Origin of the sequence: Bifidobacterium polysaccharolyticum (assembly GCF_016101585.1) — a bacterium.
Classification (GTDB): domain Bacteria; phylum Actinomycetota; class Actinomycetes; order Actinomycetales; family Bifidobacteriaceae; genus Bombiscardovia; species Bombiscardovia polysaccharolytica.
The window spans coordinates 130,208-151,680 of record NZ_JACFQG010000004.1; the positions used below are offsets into that span (position 1 = coordinate 130,208).

Genomic DNA, 21,473 nt, shown 5'->3' on the forward strand with positions numbered 1-21,473 from the left:
AATCGCCGCTCTATTGAGGGCCCGGTTCACCTGCGCTGGTCTGGGCCCTCACCTACTCCAAGCAAGCCTATTCTTGCAAGGCTTGAACGAACCATGAGGTGATCGTCTGCGGGTGAGTGATGGCCGTGCCCACTACTACTGCCCACACGCCTAAGCTCTTAACACGCTGAGCCTGCTCGGGCGTATGCACCCTCCCCTCACAGATCACAGGGATATCGCTAATATTGGAGACCATCTCCTCAATAAGCTCATAGTCTGGCCCATCGGTCTTTTGCCGCGCCGCGGTGTACCCAGCGAGCGTAGGAGATACGATATCGAAACCCAGATCCCTCGCCCGTCGAGCATCGTCCAAACAGCTGCAGTCAGCCATCAGCACCGCACCTTCTGAATGCAGTATTTGCACTGTTTCCGCCAGGCTCAGCCCATCCGGTCGTGGCCTATCTGTGGCATCGAGAGCCACAATATCGGCTCCCGCAGCCATGCAGCACCTCGCGTGCCGCAACGTGGGCGTGATATATACGCCGGTATCTCCCTCCTTCCACAGACCTATCACGGGCACACTGACCGTTCCTTTGATTGCGGAAATATCCGAAAGTCCCTGACAGCGAATACCGCCAGCTCCCCCAGCTTGAGCAGAAAACGCGATTTGAGCCATAGTCTCCGGGTGTCGCATAGCTTCACCTGGATACGCTTGGCAGCTCACAATAAGTTGATCGTGCAATCGTTCTACTACTTTTTTCATGGGATTCTCCTGTCATCGTCAGCGTCAATCCACACGCCGCGTGCCCTGCCGCACATACCGAAGCCTTCCAAAAAGGCTTCTGCCGCCCCTATCAGCGGTGCGTCATCACCGAGATCTCCAAGCACGAGCTGGGTTGAGGCAACCGGCACTATCGCTTGCTCGGCATAACCTTTTCGCACGGCTTTCAGCCAAAGTGTTCCCGCTTGAGCGACCGATCCAGATAACACAATGACAGCCGGGTCGAGCACATTCGCGAGATTGCCTAAAGCACTGCCTAAGCATTGCCCGACTTGTTCAAGGGCTTGGCGAGCCAGAGGGTCACCTTGCCGAGCTCGAGCCGCAATCTGTGCTCCGTCACAAGGATTTTCTGCCGGAGCACCGCCCAGCTGAACATATACGTGTTCAAGACCTGGCCCTGAGGCAAGAGGCTCAATGTGGCCGTGGTGTCCGCAAGAGCACACTACATCAGCAGCTGCCGGGTGACCGATGTGACCCACGTGGCCTCCCGCAGAGTGAGAGCCGTGTAGCAATTTGCCATCAATGCTGACACCACCGCCAATACCCGTCCCGATAGCTACAAGCAAAGCCGAGTCATACCCTTGCGCGGCCCCCCATCGCACTTCTCCAAACGTGTGCGCAAGAGCATCACCCAAGGCATAGACGCGTAGCCCGCTCAACTGCTCCAGCCGAGACCTCAGTGCCAGGCCTGTCCAGCCTGGTAGGATATCGGTCGCCGACACGATGCGCCCAGAGAAATCCACACAGCCGGGGCTCGCCACAGCCAAACCCACTACTGCCAATTCACCATTAGGCCAGCTATGAGCTCTGTCACATAAAGTTCGCACCTCCTGGGCTACCCGATTGAGTACATGCTCACCACCCTGAGCGGCTTGCGTAGGTATGGAGTGCTGGGTGTCAGGCAGTATCACTGGTTTCGACTCATTGACTTCGACAAGAGCCGAAGCAATTTTAGTACCTCCAATATCGACCGCAACTACTACTCGATGAAGTTCGTCCATGTCTGCGGTGACTCCTTTGCTCACAACAGCTTGAACCACGCTTGCCTTCCTATCGACTACGTCCAAACCAGCAATAAGACTCACTGATCCAATGCACGGTGCTCACCGTGCAAATACTCCTGGTAACGGTCGAACAGATGTCTTGCCGACGGCCACATGGAGTGAGGCGACAAGAAGTGGGAGAATTCAAACGTAATTGCTTTGTCGACTATTCCCTCTGCCGAAGTTAACTTGTGCACCAGCTTGCGCCACTCAATCGGAGGGAATTTGATAGGCATATCGCGATCGAACGTCTCCACATTCGACCACAGGGAGAGACCGTATTTATCCGTCAGCTCCCGCATGGCACTCAGTGTCTCAGGCAGCTCAAGCTCGTATACCGTACCGTCCTGGAAAGCGGCTACATCAATCAGGCCCGAGTATGCCTTGAAAATCTCATCCCACTGGGTCACGATTTCCTTGAGCGACCGTGGCGAGGGCGCAGGCAGAGAGTATCCTAAGCTCATGTCATACCTGCCCAGCCAATACGGCGACGAGAGAATAGGCAGGTCCTGCGTCTGCCGGCAGAGTTTAGCAAGCGATGTATTGAGCTCAATAATGCGCTGACCCGAGTCGTAGGTCTCATGAGGTAGATACCAGCCAGCAAATGACTTGTGGGAACCATAGCGATGCCACACTTCGGGAATATAGTCGCGATTGACCTCTACTTCACCCTTCCAATCGTTGCGATTCCAGTACACTCCAGAGTCGTACAGGCCGAAGTAAAACTTGATGTTGCGCTCGTCGGCCAAGCTCAAAAAGAGCTCGGGCATATCCATATACACCGGTATGGTCTTCACTTGAGCCGAGATAACCTTCGAGGGGTGCGAGAGCCGAGGACCCCAACCCGAGCGGATGAGAATAACCGTGTCGATACCCGCTTCGACATAGGTGTCAAACTCCTGCGTCCACTCTTTGACTCCCCAGTTGTGACCGGCAATGTCTGCCGTCACCTCATCTAGGAATGTTCCGGTGATACGTAGCGGTTCTGTCATGAGAAACTCCAATATAAATAGAATTATTAATTACTGTGCTTTATTTGGGTAAAAAGATCCGGCAAGTATAATGTCTAACCTATTTGAGACCTCCCAACGAAGCGCCTTCAACAAAGTAACGCTGGCCAATGAGGAAGATAATGAACGTCGGAATAGTGAACATTGTGCAGGCCGCCATGAGCGGAGCCCAGTCGGTACCGTGCGAGGAGAAGAACGAATACATACCCATGGAAATGGTGTAGAGGTCTTGATCGCGCAGGTAGATGAGCGGCCCCATAAAGTCGGTCCAAGTGCCCACGAATTGGAAGAGCCCTACCGTAATCAGTGCCGGCTTCGCCATCGGCATGACGATACGGAAAAGAATCCTAAACTCCCCTGCCCCATCCACACGGGCCGCCTCGATATATTCCATAGGAATGCCGAGGAAGAACTGGCGAAGCATGTAAATATAGAAGGAGGAGCCGAAGAACTGCGGGATAATGAGCGGCCAGAAGGTACCCACTAAGTTGAGCTGATCCCACATAATATAGACCGGTACCAGCGTGACCTGCGAGGGCAGCATCATCGTGGAAAGCACCAGCAGGAGCACTAGATTGCGCCCTCTCCAACGCAACTTCGAAAGCGAATAGGCCACAATCGGGCAGGTGAGCAACGTCGCGCCCACATTGAAAGCCACCAAAATAAGCGTATTGCCGAAGTATTTCAGCAAGGGAGCCTGAGCGAAGGCAGCGCCATAGTTAGAAAAATCGAGCGTCTTGGGAAAGACCGACGCCCCTACTTCACGTGCTGGGGTCAACGAAGTCGCCACCATGACCACCAGTGGAATACCGAAGAGCAGAAGCACGCCGACGATCCCCACCAAACTGAGGAACCGTGTGCGGTAGGAGCGCAGGCTCCGACTGTTCCAATCCTTGTGGTGCACGCCGGGCAGCTCTACCCGTTGTTTGCTGGTCTTGCTCGAGGGCGTTGAGCGGAACAACACTGTCCGAGGAACAGCCATGCTTGATTTAGTGTGCAGCATCTTCATCTACACCTTTCGACAGTCGGAGAATAACGGCGGTGAGAATCAAAGCAATAATGAAGAGGATCCACGCCAGCGCCGAAGCATACCCCATCTTGAAGTAGGAGAACGCGTTCTGATACAGGTAGACCGCGTACGTGAGCCAGGTTTCATCTGGCCCTCCGGTAGACATGTTGAAACCACCCGAACCCAGTAAATATGGGATTGTGAAGTTCTGCAGACCTCCCAGCAAGCCCGCAATCAGCTGAAAGACCGTGACGGGAGCTATAGCCGGTAGCGTGACGTAACGAAAACGACGCAGTACGCCGCAGCCATCTAACGCCGCGGCCTCCATCAGCTCACGAGGCACATCACGCAGGGCAGCCAGATAAATCACCGTGGTGCCACCTACGGTCCACAAGGAGATCAAAATAACAGCGGGCCGTGTCCAAGCCGGATCGAGCAGCCAGTTGGGTGCCGGTATGCCTAGTTTGGTCAACACCACATTGATCAGGCCATACTTGCCATTGAACATCCAGCGCCACAGGTAGGCCACTACGGCGGAAGGAATGATGGCCGGGATGTACGAGAGAGCACGGGCGAGTCCTCGGGCCGGCGCCTCCTTCAGGTTCAGGATCAGGGCCACACCCAGTGCAAATGCGAGGCCCAGGGGCACGCCGATGAACGTCAGGTAAGCCGTGTTTTCCAGGGACTTATAAAAACGAGGGTCGGCAAAAACCGATTGGTAGTTGTGCATACCCACCCATTTGGGCGCCGTCATAATATTGAAATCGGTAAACGAGTAGTACAACGACGCAATCATCGGTCCGATAGTAAACAGCACTAAACCGATGAGGAAAGGCATAGCGAAGCCCAAACCGTAGCGCCTCTCATTCTTGCTGCTCCCTTTTGGTTTGCCGGCCTTGCCTTGTCGGCCTCCCCGGGTAATCGCACTGGAGTTGCGCTGCGCCTGAGCGTTGTGGGCTACACCCGCTGAAATCTGTGCGTCTGACACGAATATCACACCTCCTCGTGTGAGACTCCGCAGGCTGCAAGATCACTGTTTGAACAGCTTGCGGAGTCGATCTAGAGCAAAATAGTTTATGGGACCATTCCACCCGTCTGTTTCCTATTGCTTGTAGGCTTTGGCCTTTTCCGCCACCGACTGCATAGCCTGCTCTGGGCTCGCCTGTCCAGCCTGAATCTGTGTAAAGGCCGCAGAGAGATCCTGCCCATATTGAGTGCTGAACTTAGTGGAATAACTCGGCACGGCTAACTTTGACTTAGCAGCCGCCAGGAACACGTCGAAGTTCGGCAAATCAGAATATGTTGTGTCGCTGAGTAACGAAGTACGTCCAGGCAAGTTAGCCAACGTATGTGTAAACTCAAGCATCGGCTTTTTGCCTAGGAAATACTTCATGAACTCCCAAGCTTCCTTGGGGTGAGCGGAGTTCTTCGGGATGAACAAGTTGGACAGGTCCAAACGTGTAGTGCCCTTGAGCTCTGGCTTATCTGCAGGATATGGCAGAGCTGCGGCCCCCCAGTTGAGCTTCGGTGCCAGGCGACGGATGAACGCCGACTGCCAGTTGCCGTCAATCAGAGTCGCAATTTGCCCGGTGTAGAAGGGGTATTGAGCCGTGCCGTACTCACCGAAACCCGACTGGAAGTCTTGCAGGTTTTTAGCGCCGAACTTCTTGATTACATGCTCAACCCACCAGTTCAACGCCTCTATATTGCGTGGGTTGGTTGGCGAAGCCTTGCCGTCCTCGGTGTACCAACTGCCCCCATAGGCCTGGACGAGCAGCTGCAGGTCCACCGAAGAGTTGGTGCCCAACCGCTCGACCTTGTCTCCGTTGAGCTTACTAACTGTGTCGATGACTTTAGCAAAATCGTCGAACGTCTCGGGAGGGTTGGTAATGCCAGCCTCTTTGAGCTCGTCCTTGTTGTACAGCAACTGATAGATATTCGCTGCCACGGGTAGAGCGTAGAGCTTGGAATCAAAGGAATTATTTTTGATTGCGGCTGGAAGGAAGTCGGAAGTATCGTACTTGTCAGCTTTAATATAGTCGTCCAGCCCCAAGAGCACGCCGCTGTTCGCCCAATCGACAATCTGCGAATTGCCTGTGTTGGAAATATCAAACTGAGGGTTTTTGCCCTGCATCGACAGCACCTGTGCCTGCTGATCTGCAGACGAAGTTCCTTTGACTGATATCTTGCTCTGAGAAGCGTTGAAATCCTTGATGATCTTCTCAACGGCTTTCGCTTCGTCGCCCGTCCACAAGTACGAGAATCGTACGGTGACCTTCCCCTCCTTGTCTGTGCCGGTCGTGTTGGTAGGCCCAAAGCCAGCGCATCCTGCTAGGGAGACACTCGCCAGGGTAGCCACAGCGACCACTGCTAGCTTCCTTGCTATACGGTGTACGTGTTTCATTGGTATATACCTTTCTTCGCTTTTTCAACATCATCGTTGGAGTCAACGTGTATCGTTTACTGACATTGCCGCCTTCGACCAGACGGAAGATTCATCAATCCTCTCTGACTACTACTTTGGCACCCTTGCCGGTTATACCCTATAAAAGACCGGTCAGACGGCCTGAAAACACAGCAACCTTAACCCTGCGATACACAGAGCAAGCACCGCACTTTCAAGCAACTGACTTTCCGTAACCATCAGTTTTTATGCTAGAAGGCTCGTCTATGGAATGCAATATTGGTATCTACCAATTATTTGTCTACAACAATTTCGCTACGGAGTCGCTTCAGTCTCGCTTGACCGCATAATGAAGCATGTATTTATCTCCCCTGTAGAGAGATGTAGTCGTCTCGATGCGTCTTCCCTTGGCATCAAAGGTTACGCGGACGATTTTCAAAGCCGGCGAGTAGGGCGCTACTTGCAACAGCTTAACGTCACCCGGCTCAAGCACCACAGGAGAAACTACCTGATCTGCCCATACCGGCAACAACCCATATTTGTGTTGCAACACATCATAAAAGGAACCAGTGATATTCTGCTTCTCAATATCCGGTACATATTCAAGCGGGACGGTCACCTCTTCCAGGCACATGGGCTCGCCATCAGCCAAGCGCAGGCGTCGTAAGATGTACACGTCAGCCCCAGGCGATACTTTGAGACGCCAAGAAGCTTCCCGATCTGCTTGCGCACGCTCATGCAAAAGCACCCGGGAAGATGGAACCATGCCCCTCGCTCGAATATCTTCAGAAAACGAAGTGAGCTTTAGCGACTTTACAATTCCTGGCTCGACAGTATATGTACCGCCGCCTTGCACCTTGTAGACAACGTTGTCTGCTTCGAGTTTTCCTATGGCCTTGCGAATCGTAACGCGACTAGCCTTGAACTCTTCGGCCAACTTGCGTTCAGGAGGAATCACCGAGTTTGAAGGGCGGCCCGCTATATATTTGCGATAAATAGCATCGCGTATCTTCATATACTTGGGCCGCGTATCTTCCTGATCACGCCGGTCTTCATCGTCGCTGAACGTTTGGTCATCCATAGGCCGATCAGAACCATACAAACCGCTCTTGCCCAAAAACAGCTCCTCAGCAGTTACCTGCATCTGTTCGCCCTCTTTCCCAGAACGGCGCCACACCGCCCACAGCCATGCGAAATAGTTTGGCGCTTATAACGCAGTTATAAAGGGATTGAGCTTTACAAGCATGAGACACTTATTCCACCTTAACTTCAGAGATCATCGTCCAAGCCCAGCCAGCCCTGTCACCTGGTAAAAGAATCCGTACAGCAGTAACTTGATGGTAGCGCAAATCGGCAATGTCAAGACGGACTCCACCAGAACCGAATGACGTTTGTTCCCGGCGCCCCTGCACGTCCACCCACTGACCCGCAATTTTTACCTGAGCCGCGAACGTAGTGGGTGCCACAATCCCGTAGGACCCAGCATTGAGAGTATAGACAGAAATGGTATTAACATCTATCGGTTCAGCGGCATCAAATCGAAGTGCAACAGCTTCGTTTGCCGGCCAACCCGAGATCTCTTTCCAAGCAAAGTCATCAGTGTATCTTCCGTCCGTAAGACGTAGCCCATCGTCCGAATAATTGTCTAAATCACCTGGAGCTCGTGCTAACCGGTAGCTAAAATCGATGGGATTGCCAGCGCTATCAACAACTTGCAGTTCAGAGAGCATAGCCCAAGAATTCGTAGAGAACCCGATATTGATATAACGTGCCTCGACTGGGGTACCAGTGGCTTCGATATATCCATCTTGGTTTGTACATGTAATCTCGGTAGCTGTTAAACAAGAGATGCCAGGCACTGTTGGCAACGATTCTCCTCCGACTGGCGCGTGCTTTGCGATGACATGCGGAGTCGAAAAAGGCCAGCTCGCCAATAATGGAGACTTGCCCGTACCGCTATCCATCAGCGTAGGAGTATTTGAGAAAGTAGCTACAGGATTTAGCGGCCAATTGACAGCAGCATCACTTCCACCCTGTGTATAGACTTTTACAGCTCCTACCCGATGTACACTACCTAAATCGATATTGATTACTGCTTTTCCCGGATTAGAGTTCCAGCCCACATTTCGCCCAGAAGACCAGCCTGCGGTCGATATTTCGCCATCGTGAAGCATATGAGAAGTCTTATCTGGATACGATGCAGGCTTAGGCTTACCTGACTCCACCACCGTATACGCGTTGGCTAGCCCGTTCTGAGTCACAGGATCGAGCGAACGATCTCCTACCATTCTCACAATCGGAGGCTTACTCAGCGGGGAGCGTTGGGCCGTGGTCAGTATTAGCCTGATCGTCTGCTTGCCGGGGTTGACTCGGGTATTATCAAAACTCACAACCACACCTTGGATGTTGTCTGCCAAGCTGTCACCCCTTGGCCTTGTGGCCCATGCCAGCTGTTTCCATCCACCGTTGGCAGTCTGAACTTGGAGTTGTACCTCGCCCTGCCAATACTGCTGGTGTTCAGCAAAGTCAATGCGTATGCTATTGAACTTTTTCAGATCCACTTCGCGCGCAACGTACATTCTTTGATTGTCGCTCTGCCCGACTGATTGTTTCGCTTCCACAGCTTTGATGTCTACATCTGGAGAAGGGATGCGCTTGCCAGAGATGTAGTCAGCCAATGCATCGTAGACTGAACGCTGCGATGGATTGCTGCTGGTCGTGATGCCACAAGAGCCAAAGCCCTCTCCCAAAAAAGCAGCAGATACCCCATCCTGGTAACCGTAGGTAGAACCGCTTGCTAGATACTGCATAGCCATAACTTGTTCAGTTGCTAACCGGCTGCACCCGCGGAATTCAAGTTCAACCCCTAAATCGTATTTTTGAGCAGCCACTGCTGTTTCTTGCAACCTCGATGCGTTGACTTCACCACCATCCAGCGGTGAGCGGAAGGCATAGGAGGGCTGCATGATAGCAACGTCGAAACCATACTCTTTCCACGACTGCCAGCCCAATCCTTTGTAATAGGGGATAAACAAATATTTAAGACCGCTGTTATGGACCCCTTGCGCATCGCTGGCAATTATGTGCTGCTCATAAGGAGGAACATCTTCACGCATCCTGTATAAGCCCCACAGAGCAAGATGTGCATAGCGCTTTTGGCTAAATCGTTGACTCACTGTATTGGCAAACCACTGGGCCACAGCCTGCCGATCTTGGGCCCTCGACAAATCGCGGTCAGAGCCGTTTACTTGGCCGAAAGAGTTGACGCTGGGATTCATCCACGGCATCATAACTATAATCGAGCGTCGAGATTGCTGAAGAGCTCCAGCATTTTGTGCAGCCAAGTCTGCTTGTTCGGCAGCTTTTTCGAAGGTATCAATAGGGCCACCTGTGCTAAACCACTGGTTGATAAGCGTCTGCCAATCCGACAATGTTGTTGCACCATAATCAGTTTGTTTCCCATTGATCGTAAAACGCAATAAAACTGCCGCATCGAACATGGACGCTCTGGGAATGAGCTTACCTGTGTTATCAACACGATTAAATAAAGGCAGGACTGCTCGCTCGTCCAACTGGTCATCAGCATATACCAGCGCCGCATGATGAAAGCCAACCGCCTCTGGCTTGGGGTACCCTGTCGATTGCTCGCTGGACATGCTTTGAGCCCTAGCGGGAGATATCGCAACAAGTAGACAGAAAGCAACAGATATAAGGGCCACAGTGGAAAAAACAAATGTTCGATAAGCTTTTCCCGACATAGTTACTCCTCAATGACGGTTTCGCGCTGTTTTGTTACTCACATCAGGGACATCATAGTTTCTGCTGCTCGCTTGGTGGTGTAACGACATTTGCACCAAAAGAGCAATATTCCTTATACAAATCAACACTCAAAGCATATACTGCAAAGAAAACAGAGCTCAATATTGGTCTATACCAATATTGAGCTCTACTCATTAACTTATCTATTACAAAGCAATATATAGCACTCGTCTATGCTGCCAACACACGGCAGCAAAACTACTGCTGAGAACGGCGACGTTGGATGTACTCGCCCAACGTTTATGGGGTCACGCCTCGGTAGGAATCGAGTGAAGCGAACTTGGGGCCGGATGACGTGTCATTGGGGTTAGGACCAGTGGAAGATAGGGTGATGGCACCAGAGGCGGTCGCAGAAGTGATGCGGGTCATCGTATCTTCCAGAGCCACACACACGCAGCCGTTGGATCGGGTTCAATGCCTACAATAGTGGTTCAGGAGATCACGCATTCGAGCCGGGTTCGCCACCCCACCTTAAAGCTATGCCCCTGATTAAAAAGCCGGAGTTTTGTTATATGCAATCAAACGTCCTCAGCGTCCTAATACGTGACCGTTGTGACCGTGTGCGACTCAAAATTGGCAAATGACTTCACTCCCCAAAAAACGAGCGCTAGTAACACAAATGACAGAATGAACTACAAGCCTATAGGGTCAGAGCCGTATACGAAGCCAAAGGCAATAACCAAACCGAACAAAACCGTAATCAGCAATAGCATAGTTGACACGTATTCATATTTAGTGGAACCGCCTTCCTTATAGGCCGCATCAGGCCGGTCGGTTCAATGAATATTTTTACAATATTCAAAAAGATAAAAAGAGCGAAACATATTACTTACATTCGAGTTGGCCCACAAATATGCAGGTGATAGCATGGTTTTATCTGCCGGGGCTGTTCCCGGTACGTAGTTCATTGGAAACGAGGGGAATTTCGTCATTGAACTACATGTTTTCGGGAAGGGATTATGCATATTTCGCTTCGGCATAAGTCCGCACGCGGCCGGTCGACAACCATGGTCGGTGTCCTGCTGGCTATCATCCTGCCCGCCAGCCTGATCATGGGCGGCCTGGCCACAGCCGACACAACCAACAGCGAATCCAGTGTGCCCGAGCCGACCATGCTGGGGCAGACGGCTGCAGGCCAACAGGCCGACCCATCAGCCAATCCACCAACCCTGCCAGCCAGTCCGGCCGGCCCCCAGTCGCCGCTGCCCTCGCCCTCACCCCTGAACACCGCATCCCCCCTCACCAGCACCCAGGCCACGCCCAAGAAGCCCGGCGGCACCGGCATCCAAAGCAAGACCACCGACAGCCAGCCCCAGACACGCGCAGCCTACACCGTCGCCTTCAACGACACCGAAGGCAAAACCAGCACACCCTCCCAGAGCGTCCCCAGCGGCGGACAGGCCTCCAGGCCCAAGGACCCGGCCAGGGACGGCTACCTGTTCAACGGATGGTTCACCGGCAACACCGCCGTCGCTTATGACTTCAGCCAGCCCGTCACCGGCAACATCACCCTGACCGCCAAATGGACCAGGATAACCAGCTCATGGAGCCTGTCCCCCACCTCCGGCCCAGCAGAAGGAGGCACCAGGATCACCCTGACCATGCCCACCACATCCGACATACGCTTCAACCACATCAGCGCAGGAACCGAAGCTTCCCAGGCTATAGGCTCAGACGGCAACGTCTACGGATGGGGACGACTCAGCTTTACGCCGCCATCCGACCGGCCGGGCATCGTCACCCCGCCGACAGGCGTCAGCTTCACCCAGATCAGCGGAGGATTAGGCTTTGCCCTGGCCCTGGGCTCGGACGGCAACCTCTACAGCTGGGGAAGCGATCTGTACGGCGAAATGGGACGCGGCGACGTAACATACTCACCTCAACTAGGCAAAGTGATCATGCCGACAGACGGCACGAAATTTACCCAGTTCAGCGCAGGTTATGTACATTCCTTGGCCATCGGCTCGGATGGCAATCTCTACAGCTGGGGAAGCAACAACAACGGGGAACTGGGCAACGGCACTAAGGATAAATTCTCTGACAATTATATTCGTCATGGCATGCCGAGTAAAGTGAACCTGCCAACAGGGGTCACAAAATTCACCCAGGTCAGCGCAGGCACTAATCACTCCCTGGCCCTGGACGCGGACGGCAACCTCTACAGCTGGGGAAGCAACAGCAAAGGGCAACTTGGCATGGGCAATAGCAATTTTGTTATAGAACAGCTCACGCCGAGCAAAGGGATCATGCCGGCAGACGGCACGAAATTCACCCAGATCAGCGCAGGATACACCCACTCCCTGGCCCTGGGAACGGACGGCAACATCTACAGCTGGGGCAACAACTCCTTAAACCAACTGGGACGCACCCCCACCAGCGGGACGCAAGATAACACGCCGGGCAAAGTGAACCTGCCTGCAGGCGTCAGACGATTCACCCAGGTCATCGCAGGCGGCAATCATTCCCTGGCCATGGGATCGGACGGCAACCTCTACAGCTGGGGAGACAACACCCAAGGCCAGCTGGGACGCGACACCAGCAGCACGCCAGCAAACCGGCCGGGCAAAGTGACCATGCCGGCAGGCGTCACAATCACCCAAGCCAGCGCGGAAGGCGGCTATTTAGGGGACTTTTCCCTGGCCCTGGGATCGGACGGCAACCTCTACAGCTGGGGAAGCAACAGCAAAGGCCAGCTGGGACGCACCCCCACCAGCGCCACGCCAGCCAGCCGGCCAGGCATGGTCGCCTTCCCCGAGTCTCCCAGGCCGACCGGCGTCAAGTTCGGCGCGACAGCGGGCACGAGCCTGACGGACAACAAGGACGGCACCTGGAGCGTGACCACGCCCCAGCATGCAGGAGGCAAGACCGACGTGACCGTCTCCTGGAGCAGGAACGGTCCGCAGCCCGACGCGCACCTGGACTACACCTACATCAACCCGCACACGGTCACCTTCGACAGCGCCGGCGGCAATCCGGTCCCAGACCCGCAGCGGATCACCATAGGCAAGCAGGCCACACGCCCAATCACAGACCCGGCCAAGGACGGCTTCCTGTTTGATGGTTGGTTTCTCAAGGATGCCGAGGGCAAATCCGATGTGGCGTATGATTTCAGCCAGCCGGTCACCGCGGACATCACCCTGGTCGCGCATTGGAGCCCCGCGGACACCGGCGGCTGGTCGATCAGCCCAGACAAGGGCAACGTGCTGGGCGGCCAGCAGGCGACCATCACCCCGCCCAAGCTCAGCCGCGGCATCCGCTTCAACCAGATAAGCGCCAGCAGCTCAATAAGTGGCTTCTCCATAGGGGTGGCCAGCGACGGGAACGCCTACGCCTGGGGCGACAATAAGTACGGCCAGCTAGGCCAGGATCCAGACAAGACGCCTATGCAGAAGACACCGGTCAGGGTCCCCCTGCCCGACGGCGTGGCCTCCGGTTTCACCTACACGCAGGCCGCGGCAGGCGGGAACTACATGCTGGCCATCGGCAGCGACGGCATCGTCTACAGCTGGGGCATCAACGATCGCGGGCAGCTCGGCAACGGCAGTAAGGACATACAACACCATTCCAAGCCGCAGCCCGTCAAGGACGCGGACGGCCAGCCCTTCAAAGCCGTCCAGGTGAGCGCCGGCTACGCCGACTCGGCGGCCATCAGCCCGGATGGGCGCGTCTACACCTGGGGCAGCGAATACAACGCCGACGGCTCATACAGCACATCCAAATTGGCGCCGGCCCTGGCCAAGGATCCCAACGGCTCCGGCCAGGGGCTGCACGCGGTCCAGGTCAGCGTCTACTCGAGCTTCATCATGGCCCTGGACGCGGACAGCAACGTATACACGTGGGGATACAACAACTACGGACAGCTCGGCAACGGCACAGCCACGGGAGAGCACAGCACCATATACGCCGCCGACCCGGCACGCGTGCCCGACCCCGAGGACACAAGCAAAACCTTCAAAGCCACCCAGGTCAGCGCAGGAGCCAAATACGCCATGGCCATCAGCCAGGACGGTACCCTCTGGACATGGGGGTACAACTACCGCGGGCAGCTGGGCGACGGCACGAAAACCAACCGGCCCTCGCCCAAACAGATCCAGGATCCCGCAAACCCAACCCAAGCATTCCAAGCTGTGCAGATCAGCGCAGGCGTGGATCACTCTTTGGCCATCGACAGAAGCGGCGCAGTCTGGGCCTGGGGCAGCAACTATTTAGGCCCGCTCGGCAACAACACCTCCAGCGACCAGCCCGCGCCCACACGCGTATCGCCGCCCGCAGGCCAAGGCAGCGCCGGTAACGGGCTCATAGCCGCACGAATCAGCGCAGGATGGGACAACTCCATGGCCATTGCCCAGGACGGCAATGCCTACAGCATGGGAAGCAATTGGTTCGGCCAGCTCGGCAACACCAGCATCCCCACAGGAGAATACGTAGACGCTGCTAAAAGCCTCGTACCAGTACCAGTAGCACTCGATTCACAACTGCTGATCACCGGCGTCAAGTTCGATAAGACGGCCGTGGACCACCTGCAGCAGAATGCCGACGGGTCCGTCACCCTGGCTACGCCTGTCCATAATCCTGGACTGGCCGATGTGGTCGTGGACTGGAAGCTGGGCGATGTCAGCCAGCCCCAGGCGCACCTGGCCTACACCTACGAAGGCGTCCTGCCCCTGACGGGCGGCAATGGCAGCATGATCCTCCTGCTCGCCGCCGGGCTGCTCGCCGCAGCCGGCGCCGTCGCAGCCGGACGCCACCGACGGGAAACCCGCGCCCTGCACGTCTAGGATCTTCACCCGAGTAAGCAGCCGGGCCGCATCCCAAGACGGCCCGGCCAACCAGGGTGGCCCCGCCAATCCCCCAACACAACGGAGCCACCCTACAATCCTATGAGCAGCAGGCCCTGAAACAATAGAACTGGCCAACTCACTAGCTCCAGACTCTTTTCTAAGACCCTTTCGGTGAATGAGGAAGGGAAAGACGGCAAGACATGAGATAGCTGAATTCGATACCGTGGCCGGTTGCCCTGATGATAAGGTGATGCCCTTTGACCAAACAGATCTCAGAGCCTAATATCACGAAACTCAACGTCACACCTCTCCATTATCGATTCCATCTCCATAATCAAACATGTTTTGCCAATACAACATTCAACGAATCCTGAAAAGATAATTGCATAGACGTAGAGCTAAACCCGACCGTGTGTAAATTATTACGAGACCATATTAAATAAGGCCTTGTGACTGTAATAAACTCAATTATCGGTATCTGACTAGGATGCTTTTACAATCTGTCACTTATCGCTTCCCCAAAGACTGTGTTCGCATTCGTGTTATCGCCTACTGATATGACTGGTTCTTATTCGGTTTCAGTCCTAGTCGTATCTGGAAAGCTCGATCAGATTCCTGTCAGGATCCCTGACGTATACCGAGGTAATAGCCCCAAGCGCGCCAGTCCGGCTAATCGGGCCAAGATAGTCGACATGACGCTTACGAAGCGCGGCAACCACATCATCCAACGAATCCTGAACAAGCAGACACAAGTCAGCCGAGCCGGGCGTAGGCCTGTCCGTCTTGAGGTCAATCTTCATGGCCGGCCTTACGGATGTTGATCTTTGCCCGCAAGTCGCATCGATCAGTCGGTTGATAGCATCGAGGGCCGATGCAGCAATTCATTCAAATCTTCTATCTGACAGACCCCGTTAACGGCCGCCGGCACCAACCAGGCAGAGACAGCATCCATAGTTGGATATGTCGCAATGAACCCAGCTCTTTTTGCAGGACATTCCTCTCGTTAAGCTATTTGTGCTTCACCCATAAAAGATCAATATCGGAATGGTATGGATCTGGTGCCGGTCAATGCCACTTTTACGAGAAAACACACATACACTGGCCTCAACGGATGTTGCTTCCTGAAAACGGGCAGGCTGCCAGATGACCTGCCACAAGCAATGGGGAAGAACAAGCCTGGAGGGTCAGATGAGCAACAATCGAAACGAACGTGCGAATAAGAACCAAGGCAGGCATGAAAGTCCCGAACAATCACCAATGAATGACAAGGACCGCATGCCAAGGCCAGTGGAGAACGCGAACGACAGAAGAGAAAGCCAAGCGGAAAATGCCCCCATGCCGAAGAAGGAAGGCAGGGATTCATCCAGCAAGGACGTTGCTCACGGCAGACCTGGAGCACAAAATAAGCAGGACCAGGCCCTAACCGCCGACCGCTCGCAGGCCGGCCAGGTAGGCGAAGAGCATGATGGCTCCTCACATGACGACAAGCCAAGCCGACCCGGTAAGCCTGCTGCAAAGGATACGCCCGGACCTGTCGATAAACCGTCTCAACCAACCAAGGAAGGCAAGCCCGCCAAACCGCGCAAGGCCAAAAACCACGATTCCTTCTATCTGGGCCTTGCCTCGGCAGTACTGGTCGCAGCTCTGGGCCTTAGCCTGAGCACCATGCCGATCTTCTTCTCCCTGCCTCTTGCCGCCGTTCTCTTCGGAATCGGCATCTGGCTCCTTTCCTATGCCAGCTTCAAGTCTCCCGGCAGACCAGAGGGAGAGGGAACAGATACGGACAGGCACACCAGGACGGTAGTTGTGGCGACGGTTCTTCTTGTTCTGCAGACCTTCATCATGGATGTGTTCATCTTCACCCGAATGGGAACCGTCGGCAAACATCAGAATGCCATCGTCATCGCCTGGATCCTCGCCAGCATGATCGAGACCCTGGCCGCTTTCGCCCTCATCTACCATCACAATCCCATGCAGTCCAAGTCCAAAGACCCTGCTGCGAACGAAAAACACGAGGGGAATGAATAAAGCACTGCAGCGAGCAAGGATCTGAAACGGTACAGCAGCCCAGAAAGGCCGGCTGGCTGACCGTGGATGTGAAATTGCCTGCCCACAGCGTTCCGTCGCCAAGGCCTTCCACCTCAGGGTGCCACTCATCATTCTTGAAGATGTGTGGCACCCTTTAAGACACCATGCAAGATACCTTGAATTCTGTCTCTTCTCAGCTGTTACTTAGTCACTTACAAATTGTGTTGACCTGCCAACAGTAAAGACCAGCAACTAGAATCATTGATGAAATTACTCACACACAGTTGTGTTTGGAAAAGGAAAGACATGAGTGGACCAGAACAAACCCACGTAGCCTTCGGGGTCCTCAAAGAGACTGACGATGAGGAGTCCCGAGTGGCCCTGACGCCTGACATCGTGACCCGGCTGACCAGGCAGGGCATTACCTGCCTATTGGAGTCCGGAGCCGGGGCTCGAGCCGGCTTCCAAGATGAGGACTACCAACAGACCGGAGCCACAGTCACCGACAGGAATACCGTCTTATCCAAGTCACAAGTTCTGGGCTTCGTCAACAGACCCGATGAATCCTTGCTGAAAGGGATCCCAACCGGAACATGGATCATCGGCATGCTGGGGTCCTTGAGCGACAAGGACTACATCAAATCCTTGGAAGCGTCCGGGCTTACAGGGATCGCTATGGAGCGACTCCCCCGACAGCTCAGCTCGGCCCAGTCCATGGACGAGATGACCTCGCAGAACTCGGTCATGGGATACAAGGCGGCTCTGGTGGCTGCCGATGCCTATGGATCCTTCTTCCCCATGATGACCACTGCCGCAGGAACCATCCGACCAGCCAAGGTGCTGGTCCTGGGTGCCGGCATCGCAGGCCTGCAGGCCATCGGAACCGCAAAACGCCTAGGAGCCGTGGTCACCGCCTATGATGTCAGACCCGCTTCCAGACAGGAGGTGGAATCTTTGGGAGCCAAGTTCCTCGACCTGGGACTGGACTTCTCCAAGGGGCAGGGCCAGGGCGGCTATGCGCGCCAGCTGACCGATCAGGAGCAGGCCCAGCAGCAGGCTGCGGTGGATGCCAAAGCCGCAGGCTTCGATGTGGTCATCACCACAGCCAAGGTTCCAGGCGGAAAACCTCCTCGCCTCCTCAGCGCCGAGGGTGTGGCCAACCTGCATCCCGGAGCTGTGGTCGTGGACTGCGCTGCCAGCGACCTGGGCGGCAATGTCGAGGGATCACAAGTGGGAACCAGGACCACCAACAAGGGAGTCATCATGATCGGGGCTCCATACCTGGCCAGCGGTGTAGCCACGACGGCATCGAATCTTCTGTCCAGAAACGTGGCGGACGTGCTGGTGCATTTTCTTCGTGATGGTGTGCTCAGCATCAAAACGGACGACGAGATCGATCAAGCACTTGTTGTGTCAGGAGCAACCAAATCCAGCGCGCATGGAAGCGCAGATGCTCCGAATGTTGAAAAGACCGAAGAGAAAGGTCAGGAGCAATGAATTCTTTGGTCATAGCAATTACGCTCTTCATTCTGGCCCTGCTGATCGGCGTGGAGGTGATCGGCAAGGTTCCGGCCACGCTTCACACACCGCTCATGTCTGGCGCCAACTCCATTCATGGCATTGTGATCGTCGGTGTGATCATCATCGCGGCGGAGGCTCACTCCCCGCTTTCCTACATACTTATATTCCTGGCTGCCGTCCTTGGCGCCATGAATGTGGTGGGCGGCTATGTAGTGACCGACAGGATGCTGGAGATGTTCAAGTCCTCCAAACCTGACAGGGGGAAAGATAAGACCCGCCAGGACGAACAGGCTTCGACCGTCACGACCGAGACCGCTAAGAATGAGGGAGCCGACAAGTGAACACCCTCGACATAATCACCTGGTTCGTCTATCTCCTTTCCTCAGTCATGTTCGTCATGGGCCTGCACTACATGAACTCCCCCAAAACCGCCCGTACAGGCAATAGGATTTCTGCAGTGGGCATGGTCATCGCCGTTGCCATGGCATTCATTCACCTGTTCGCCAAGGGTTTCACCTCCTCCCTGGCTATCATTCTGCTCGTGCTCGGCATTCTGATCGGAGCCGCTGCAGGGGTCTACTCGGCCAAGAAGGTGAAAATGACGGACATGCCTCAGCTGGTTTCCGTCTTCAACACGGTCGGCGGCGGCGCTGCAGCCCTGGTCGCTCTGAACGACATACTGACTTCCGAGGGCACCCCGACTCTGGTGGTGCTGATCACCGCCGGCCTGGGCGTGGTCATCGGTTCCATCACCTTCACCGGCTCCTTGGTCGCTGCCGGCAAACTCCAGGGCATCGGCCTGATCAAAAACCTGAAGCTGCCGGCCAAGGCTGTCTGGAATGTGCTCTTCGCTCTGTTGACGGTCCTCAGCCTGGTCCTGCTCTGCCTGAATCCGGACAATCGGACCCTATGGGCCCTCCTCACGGCCATATTCGCCCTAGGTTACGGACTTGTCTTCGTTATTCCCATCGGCGGCGCCGACATGCCCGTGGTCATCTCCGTCTTGAATGCCTGCACTGGTACAGCTGTGGCCATGAATGGCCTGGCCATTAATAACGTGGCTTTGATCGTTGCAGGCGCTTTGGTCGGCGCAGCAGGTGCAACCCTATCCGTCCTGATGGCCCAGGCCATGAACAGGCCGCTCCTGAGCGTGCTGGCCGGCGGGTTCGGCGGTTCCTCTGTCAGCACCAACCAGGATCAGGGCACCCAGGGGACCATGAAGGAGACCACGCCCGACGATGTGGCTGTCCAGCTGGTCTATGCCGACAAGGTCATCTTCGTCCCCGGCTTTGGTCTGGCTCAGGCACAGGCCCAACGCGAACTGGCCGACCTGGGCGAACTGCTCAAGGGCCGTGGCGTGGATGTATCCTATGCCATTCACCCTGTGGCCGGCCGTATGCCCGGGCATATGAACGTCCTCCTGGCCGAGGCCAACGTTCCCTATGAGGAATTGATCGACCTTGATGACATCAATCCTCAGTTCCCCTCAGCCAATGTCGCCTTGGTGGTCGGCGCCAATGACGTGACCAACCCGGCTGCACGCCGGCCGGGGACTGCAGTCTCGGGCATGCCCATCCTGGACGTTGACAAGGCTCAGCATGTTGTCGTCCTTAAACGAGGTCGTGGCAAGGGGTACGCCGGCATCGAGAACGAGCTCTACTTCAACCCAAATACGCAGATGCTCTTCAATGACGCCAAGGTCAGCCTTCAGGCGATCATTGCATCCGTCAAGGAACTCATCGCCTGAGCATATGCTGTAGTGAGAACCATGGCTCCGGATCGGCTTGACTGGTCCGGAGCCAATTATCATCGAACAGGAAGGACCCACATGCTGTCATTCGTCAACGACTATTCCGAGGGCGCACATCCCGCAGTCCTGCAGCGGCTGATCGACACCAACATGGAGCACCTTCCCGGGTACGGCAAAGATCGGTACTGCTCCTCCGCTGCTCAGAAAATCGCCCAAGCTTGTGGCTGCCCCCAGGCCCAGGTCTATTTCATGGCCGGAGGAACCCAGACCAACCAGGTCGTCACTTCCTGCCTGCTGAAGTCATATCAAGGAGTGGTCGCTGCGGATACTGGCCATGTCAATGTCCATGAGGCCGGCGCCATCGAAGCCGTAGGCCACAAGGTTCTGACAATTCGCGGCGAACAGGGCAAGATTCGCGCAGAGGACCTTGACGCTTTTCTGGAAGGCTTCTATGCCGACGGAAACCATGAGCAGATGGTCTTCCCCGGCATGGTCTACATCTCACATCCCACCGAGTATGGGACCCTCTACACTCGACAGGAGCTGGAAGACCTCTCGCAGACCTGTCGGGAATACAAGATTCCCCTCTATCTGGACGGGGCCAGGCTGGGATACGGACTGGTGGCTCCCGGAACCGACGTCGATCTGACGGACATAGCCCGTCTCTGCGACGTTTTCTACATCGGCGGAACCAAGGTCGGCGCACTCTGCGGTGAAGCGGTGGTCTTCCCCAGAGGGAATGCCCCCGAGCATTTCAGCACCATGATCAAAAGAAGAGGTGCCCTTCTTGCCAAGGGAAGACTCCTGGGAGTGCAGTTCGATGCCCTCTTTACCGATGACCTCTATTCACGAATCAGCCGCAACGCCATCCAGACGGCAGCGATGATCAAAAAGGCCCTGCGGGAGAAGGGGTATCAGATTGTCATGGACTCCCCCACCAACCAGACCTTCGTCCGCCTGGACAATGAACGCATGGAGGAGCTGTCCAAGCAGGTCGCCTTCGACTTCTGGGAACGCAGCGATGCCACCCACACCGTGATCCGGCTGGCCACCTCCTGGGCGACGACAGTCGAGGACACCCAAGCCCTGATTAATCTGCTGTAAAAGCCGCTCACGCTGAACCAAGACAAGACCAGAATCATCCTGCCGCCCCTCCCCTACCGGTCATCCTTGGGGGAGGGGCGTTTATGCATATGAACATTGCCAATCCCACTTTGTCGGACATATCACACCCTTTCAAGGTGAGTACATAGTTATCTTTCGTTAAGATTTTTATTGCATCGATGTAGATGCGCACACCCCGTCCTGAGCATAGGGGCGCGAATGATTCAACGATGAAAGGAAGCTT

General features: G+C 55.2%; 14 protein-coding genes. 6 read left to right on the plus strand and 8 right to left on the minus strand.

Annotation, left to right across the window (positions count from 1 at the left end):
- Window positions 1-67 precede the first annotated feature (67 nt).
- The 8 genes from H3T90_RS07455 to H3T90_RS07490 all read right to left on the minus strand — a co-directional run bounded on the left by H3T90_RS07455 (window position 68) and on the right by H3T90_RS07490 (window position 9,882).
- Complete coding sequence (locus H3T90_RS07455; RefSeq protein ID WP_144177416.1) at window positions 68-742, minus strand: N-acetylmannosamine-6-phosphate 2-epimerase; 675 nt, start codon at window positions 740-742, stop codon at window positions 68-70.
- A complete protein-coding gene (locus H3T90_RS07460; RefSeq protein ID WP_144177418.1) occupies window positions 739-1,761 on the minus strand; it encodes an ROK family protein in 1,023 nt (340 codons plus the stop codon). The genes H3T90_RS07455 and H3T90_RS07460 overlap by 4 nt, the downstream gene beginning before the upstream one ends.
- Before the next feature lie 80 nt (window positions 1,762-1,841).
- Complete coding sequence (locus H3T90_RS07465; RefSeq protein WP_110425517.1) at window positions 1,842-2,795, minus strand: DUF4434 domain-containing protein; 954 nt, start codon at window positions 2,793-2,795, stop codon at window positions 1,842-1,844.
- A 79-nt stretch (window positions 2,796-2,874) separates the two neighbouring features.
- On the minus strand, window positions 2,875-3,822 hold the full coding sequence (locus tag H3T90_RS07470) for a carbohydrate ABC transporter permease (RefSeq protein ID WP_121913841.1): 948 nt from the start codon (window positions 3,820-3,822) through the stop codon (window positions 2,875-2,877).
- Window positions 3,803-4,810 carry a carbohydrate ABC transporter permease gene (locus H3T90_RS07475; protein ID WP_198208307.1) on the minus strand — a complete coding sequence of 336 codons (1,008 nt, stop codon included), beginning with the start codon at window positions 4,808-4,810 and terminating at the stop codon, window positions 3,803-3,805. The genes H3T90_RS07470 and H3T90_RS07475 overlap by 20 nt, the downstream gene beginning before the upstream one ends.
- 114 nt (window positions 4,811-4,924) lie before the next feature.
- Complete coding sequence (locus tag H3T90_RS07480) at window positions 4,925-6,190, minus strand: ABC transporter substrate-binding protein (protein WP_186363903.1); 1,266 nt, start codon at window positions 6,188-6,190, stop codon at window positions 4,925-4,927.
- Between the two features lie 364 nt (window positions 6,191-6,554).
- Window positions 6,555-7,370 carry a GntR family transcriptional regulator gene (locus H3T90_RS07485; RefSeq protein ID WP_144177422.1) on the minus strand — a complete coding sequence of 272 codons (816 nt, stop codon included), beginning with the start codon at window positions 7,368-7,370 and terminating at the stop codon, window positions 6,555-6,557.
- 109 nt (window positions 7,371-7,479) lie between these two features.
- Window positions 7,480-9,882 (minus strand): DUF4855 domain-containing protein, encoded by a 2,403-nt coding sequence (locus H3T90_RS07490; protein ID WP_198230112.1) that lies wholly within the window; start codon window positions 9,880-9,882, stop codon window positions 7,480-7,482.
- Window positions 9,883-11,004: 1,122 nt separating this feature from the next.
- Here H3T90_RS07490 and H3T90_RS07495 point away from each other — a divergent pair.
- From H3T90_RS07495 to H3T90_RS07520, 6 genes are all read left to right on the plus strand, one after another.
- A complete protein-coding gene (locus tag H3T90_RS07495) occupies window positions 11,005-14,823 on the plus strand; it encodes an RCC1 domain-containing protein (RefSeq protein WP_198230113.1) in 3,819 nt (1,272 codons plus the stop codon).
- Between the two features lie 1,338 nt (window positions 14,824-16,161).
- Window positions 16,162-16,854: a hypothetical protein gene (locus H3T90_RS07500; protein ID WP_198230114.1), complete on the plus strand. Its 693-nt coding sequence runs from the start codon at window positions 16,162-16,164 to the stop codon at window positions 16,852-16,854.
- 306 nt (window positions 16,855-17,160) lie between these two features.
- Window positions 17,161-18,351, plus strand: a complete 1,191-nt coding sequence (locus tag H3T90_RS07505; protein WP_198230115.1) for an NAD(P) transhydrogenase subunit alpha — start codon at window positions 17,161-17,163, stop codon at window positions 18,349-18,351.
- Window positions 18,348-18,716, plus strand: coding sequence for an NAD(P) transhydrogenase subunit alpha part 2 (locus tag H3T90_RS07510; RefSeq protein WP_198230116.1), 369 nt, complete (start codon window positions 18,348-18,350; stop codon window positions 18,714-18,716). The genes H3T90_RS07505 and H3T90_RS07510 overlap by 4 nt, the downstream gene beginning before the upstream one ends.
- Complete coding sequence (locus H3T90_RS07515) at window positions 18,713-20,122, plus strand: NAD(P)(+) transhydrogenase (Re/Si-specific) subunit beta (RefSeq protein WP_198230117.1); 1,410 nt, start codon at window positions 18,713-18,715, stop codon at window positions 20,120-20,122. The genes H3T90_RS07510 and H3T90_RS07515 overlap by 4 nt, the downstream gene beginning before the upstream one ends.
- A gap of 81 nt (window positions 20,123-20,203) precedes the next feature.
- Complete coding sequence (locus tag H3T90_RS07520) at window positions 20,204-21,229, plus strand: threonine aldolase family protein (protein ID WP_198230118.1); 1,026 nt, start codon at window positions 20,204-20,206, stop codon at window positions 21,227-21,229.
- The last annotated feature ends 244 nt before the right edge of the window (window positions 21,230-21,473 follow it).

Coding starts and splice junctions, on each gene's coding strand:
- H3T90_RS07500 (WP_198230114.1), top strand. CDS start 16,162: ATGCCGAAGAAGGAAGGCAGGGATTCATCCAGCAAGGACGTTGCTCAC.
- H3T90_RS07505 (WP_198230115.1), top strand. CDS start 17,161: ATGAGTGGACCAGAACAAACCCACGTAGCCTTCGGGGTCCTCAAAGAG.
- H3T90_RS07495 (WP_198230113.1), top strand. CDS start 11,005: ATGCATATTTCGCTTCGGCATAAGTCCGCACGCGGCCGGTCGACAACC.
- H3T90_RS07520 (WP_198230118.1), top strand. CDS start 20,204: ATGCTGTCATTCGTCAACGACTATTCCGAGGGCGCACATCCCGCAGTC.
- H3T90_RS07470 (WP_121913841.1), bottom strand. CDS start 3,822: ATGAAGATGCTGCACACTAAATCAAGCATGGCTGTTCCTCGGACAGTG.
- H3T90_RS07460 (WP_144177418.1), bottom strand. CDS start 1,761: ATGGACGAACTTCATCGAGTAGTAGTTGCGGTCGATATTGGAGGTACT.
- H3T90_RS07490 (WP_198230112.1), bottom strand. CDS start 9,882: ATGTCCAGCGAGCAATCGACAGGGTACCCCAAGCCAGAGGCGGTTGGC.
- H3T90_RS07455 (WP_144177416.1), bottom strand. CDS start 742: ATGAAAAAAGTAGTAGAACGATTGCACGATCAACTTATTGTGAGCTGC.
- H3T90_RS07485 (WP_144177422.1), bottom strand. CDS start 7,370: ATGCAGGTAACTGCTGAGGAGCTGTTTTTGGGCAAGAGCGGTTTGTAT.
- H3T90_RS07510 (WP_198230116.1), top strand. CDS start 18,348: ATGAATTCTTTGGTCATAGCAATTACGCTCTTCATTCTGGCCCTGCTG.
- H3T90_RS07465 (WP_110425517.1), bottom strand. CDS start 2,795: ATGACAGAACCGCTACGTATCACCGGAACATTCCTAGATGAGGTGACG.